The sequence below is a fragment of the Streptomyces sp. NRRL S-118 genome, assembly GCF_000716335.1.
GTDB lineage: Bacteria > Actinomycetota > Actinomycetes > Streptomycetales > Streptomycetaceae > Streptomyces.
Map to the genome: position 1 here is coordinate 2108 of NZ_KL591051.1, position 3811 is coordinate 5918.

The window sequence follows — 3811 nt, forward strand, 5'->3', positions numbered from 1 at the left end:
GGTCCATGGCGAGGGCCTCGCGCGGGCTGATCCCGAAGAAGTCCGCGTCGAAGTCGCCGACGCCCTGGACGAAGCCGCCCCTGCTGGTGGTCACGGTCCCGGGCTGGTCGGGATCCGGGCCGTTCAGCCGCTCCAGGTCCCAGCCGCGGTCGGTCGGCAGGCCGGTCGTGGCGTCCCGACCGGCCGCCACGAGCTCCCACAGCTCGTCCGGCGACGTCACGTCCCCGGGGTAGCGGCAGCTCATGCCGACGATCGCCAGCGGCTCGCTGTCGCGCTCCTCCAGCTCGCGCACGCGGCTGTTGGCCGTGCGCAGCTCCGTGGTCGCCTTCCGCAGGTAGGTGCGCAGCTTCTGCTCGTTCGTGTTCCCGTTCATGCGGATCCGAACTCCTTGTCGAGTAGGTCGAACACCTCGTCGTCGGACGCCACGTCCAGGTCCTCATCCGGCTCCGCGTCCACGGCGGAGGGTTCTCCGCCCGTTCCGCTGAGCAGGGCGCGCAGCCGGTTGCTCAGATAGCGCAGGCGCGGTTCGAGGCCGGCCAGCGTGAGTTCGTCGTCCGCCACGGTGATCAGCAGTTCCTCGAGCGCGCGCAGTTCCTCGTCGAACGGCGACCGCCCTTCCTGTTCCGCGGCCCCGCCGACCTCCTTGAGGAGCAGCCGCGCGACCTCGGCGGGGGTCGGGTGGTCGAACACGAGGGTGGCGGGCAGCTTCAGACCGGTCTGCCTGGCGAGCCGGTTGCGCAGTTCGACCGCGGCCAGCGAGTCGAACCCGAGCAGCTTGAACGCCCGGTCCGGCTCGACCTCGGCCGCGGACGCGTTGCCGCGGACGGCCGCGACCTGCGCCTGCACCAGTTCCAGTACGACCTGCTCGCGCTCCGGCCCGGCCACTCCGGCGAGCCGCTGGGCCAGTGAACCGCCCGCCGGCGCGGCGCGCCGTGCCGGTGCGCGGACGAGCCCGCGCAGCAGGGCCGGCAGCGTCCCGTCCCGCGCCTGGGTGCGCAGCACGGGCAGGTCCAGCCGCAGCGGCACCGTCAGGGCCGCGTCCGATCCGAGGCTCCGGTCGAACAGCTCCAGGCCGAGGTCGGCGGAGAGCGCGCCGATGCCGGTGCGCGCCATCCTGTCGAGATCCGCCTCGTCCATGGCGCCGGTCATGCCGGTGGCACCGGCCCACAGGCCCCATGCGAGGGAGGTGGCCGGGAGACCCGTCGCGCGCCGCTGGTGTGCCAGCGCGTCGAGGGCGGCGTTCGCGGCGGCGTAGTTCGCCTGACCCGGGTTGCCGAGCTGCCCCGCGGCCGACGAGAACAGTACGAACGCGGACAGCTCCTGCCCCAGGGTCTGCTCGTGCAGGTTCCACGCGGCGTCGATCTTCGGGCGCATCACCCGGTCGACCTGTTCCGCGGTGAGGGCCTCGACCACTCCGTCGTCGAGTACGCCGGCGGAGTGCACGACCGCGGTCAGCGGTCGTTCCAGGGAACCGAGCACTTCTGCCAGGCGGTCCCGGTCGGCCGCGTCGCACGCCTCCACCCGGACCGTGGCGCCCAGCGCCTCCAGTTCGCCGACCAGTTGCTCCACACCGTCGGCGGCCGGGCCGCGGCGGCTCACCAGCAGCAGGTGCCGGGCGCCGTGGTGCTCGGCCAGGTGCCGGGCGAACCGGGCTCCCAGGCCGCTGGTGCCACCGGTGACCAGCACGGTGCCGTCGGGGTCGAGCGGTGCCGGGAGGGTGAACACGATCTTGCCGATGTTGTGGCCCTCGCGGAGGAACCGGAACGCTTCCCGGCCCCGGCGCACGTCCCAGGTGCGGATCGGCGACGGGGTGAGCACACCCCGGCCGAACAGTGCGGCGATATCGGCCAGCATCTCCTGGATCCGCTCCGGCCCGGCTTCGATCATGTCGAAGGAGCGGTACCGGACGCCCGCGTTCTCGCGAGCGACGACCTCGGGGTCGCGGATGTCGGTCTTGCCCATCTCGATGAACCGGCCGCCCCGGGGGAGCAGCAGTTCCAGCGAGGTGTCGACGAACTCACCGGCGAGCGAGTTCAGGACCACGTCCACGCCCGCGCCGCCGGTGGCGTCCAGGAACGCCTGCCGGAAGTCCAGGTCGCGCGAGGACGCGATCCGCTCCTCGGGGACGCCCAGTGCCCGTACCGCGTCCCACTTGTGCGGGCTCGCCGTCGCGAACACCTCCGCCCCGAGGTGGCGGGCCAGCTGTATGGCGGCCATCCCGACGCCACCGGCCGCCGCGTGCACCAGCAGTTGTTCGCCGGGCCGCAGTCCGGCCAGGTCGACCAGGCCGTAGTAGGCGGTCAGGTACACCACGGGCACCGCGGCGGCCTCCACGAACGACAGCCCGGGCGGCATCGGTACGACCGTGCGCCGGTCGGCCACGGCGACCGGTCCGAACGCGTCGGTGATCAGGCCGAACACACGGTCCCCGGGGGCCAGGTCGGTGACGTCCGCGCCGACTTCGAGCACCACGCCGGCGGCCTCGCTGCCGAGCGGGGCCTCACCCGGGTACAGGCCCAGTGCGATCAGTACGTCGCGGAAGTTCAGGCCCGCGGCCCGGACCGAGACGCGCACCTCACCGGCGCCGAGGGACCGCATCCCGTCGGACGGAGCGATCGCCAGGTCGTCCAGCGAGCCGGCGCGGCCGACGGCCAGCCGCCACGCGCCGTCCACCGGCAGCGGCTCATCCGTACGTCCGAGCCGCGGCGCCAGCAGCCTGCCCGCCCGTACGGCGAGCTGCGGCTCGTCGGGAGCGAGCAGCGAACCCCAGTCGGGCTCGTCGGCGCCGTCGAGGTCCACCAGCAGGAACCGGCCCGGGTGCTCGGACTGGGCGCTGCGGACCAGTCCCCAGGCCGGGGCCTGTGCCACGTCCGCCGGCTCGTCGCCCACGGCGATGCCGCCGCGGGTCACCACGGCCAGCCGGGACTCGCCGAGCCACTCGCCGGCCAGCCACCGCTGGACCAGGGCCAGCGTGTCGGCGCCCACCGCGCGCGCCGCCGCGGCCGGTTCGCCGGACGGCGCCTCGATCACGGCGACGACCAGGTCCGGCGCCTGTGCGCCCTCGGACAGTGCCCGCTCCAGCGCGTCGAGGTCCGCATGGTCGGTACCGAGCCGCACGACCTTCGCCGACGCCGGCGGCCCGGCCGTGACCTCGGCCCAGTCGACCTGGAAGAGCGTGTTCCCGGCGGCCCGTGCGCCGTCGAGCTGCCCGGGCTCCAGCGGGCGCAGCCCGAGGGCGTCGACCGCCGCGACCATCGCCCCGGCGTCGTCCGCGATGTCGACGCGCAGCGCGGAGCCCGCCGGCGTGATCCGCACCCGTACCCGGGTGGGCCCGGTCCGCCCGAGCCGTACTCCGGACCAGGAGAACGGCAGGTCCACCGGCGTTCCGGCCTCCTTCGACAGCAGCGCACCGTGCAGCGCGGCGTCGAACAGCGCGGGGTGCAGGGCGAATCCGCCGGTCGCGGTGTCGTCGGGCAGCGCGACGTCGGCGTAGACCGTGTCCCCGGCGTGCCAGGCCGCCCGGACTCCCTGGAACAGGGGCCCGTAGTCGAGGCCGATGTCCGCCAGCCGCTCGTAGAGCAGTCCGGCGGCCGCGGGTTCCGCGCCGGCGGGCGGCCACTGCGCCGGGAACGGCTCCGGCGGCAGCGCGTCCACGGCCAGCCATCCGCGGCCGTGGCAGGTGGTCTCGGGCTGCTCCTCCTCGTCGCCCCTGGGGCGGGAGTAGATCGCCACCTCGCGGCGGCCGTCGTCCCCCGCGGAGCCGACGATGACCTGCACCTGCCGTGTGACGCCGTCCGCCAGGAGCAGCGGC

The 3811-nt window shown here is 74.6% G+C and carries 2 protein-coding genes; both read right to left on the minus strand.

Annotated elements, in window-relative coordinates:
- A partial coding sequence (locus IH00_RS39365; RefSeq protein ID WP_031080771.1) for a beta-ketoacyl synthase N-terminal-like domain-containing protein occupies window positions 1-373 on the minus strand: 373 nt, incomplete at its 3' end.
- Window positions 370-3811 (minus strand): SDR family NAD(P)-dependent oxidoreductase (locus tag IH00_RS38520; protein ID WP_158828203.1); only part of this gene is annotated, 3442 nt, incomplete at its 5' end. The genes IH00_RS38520 and IH00_RS39365, both read right to left, overlap by 4 nt.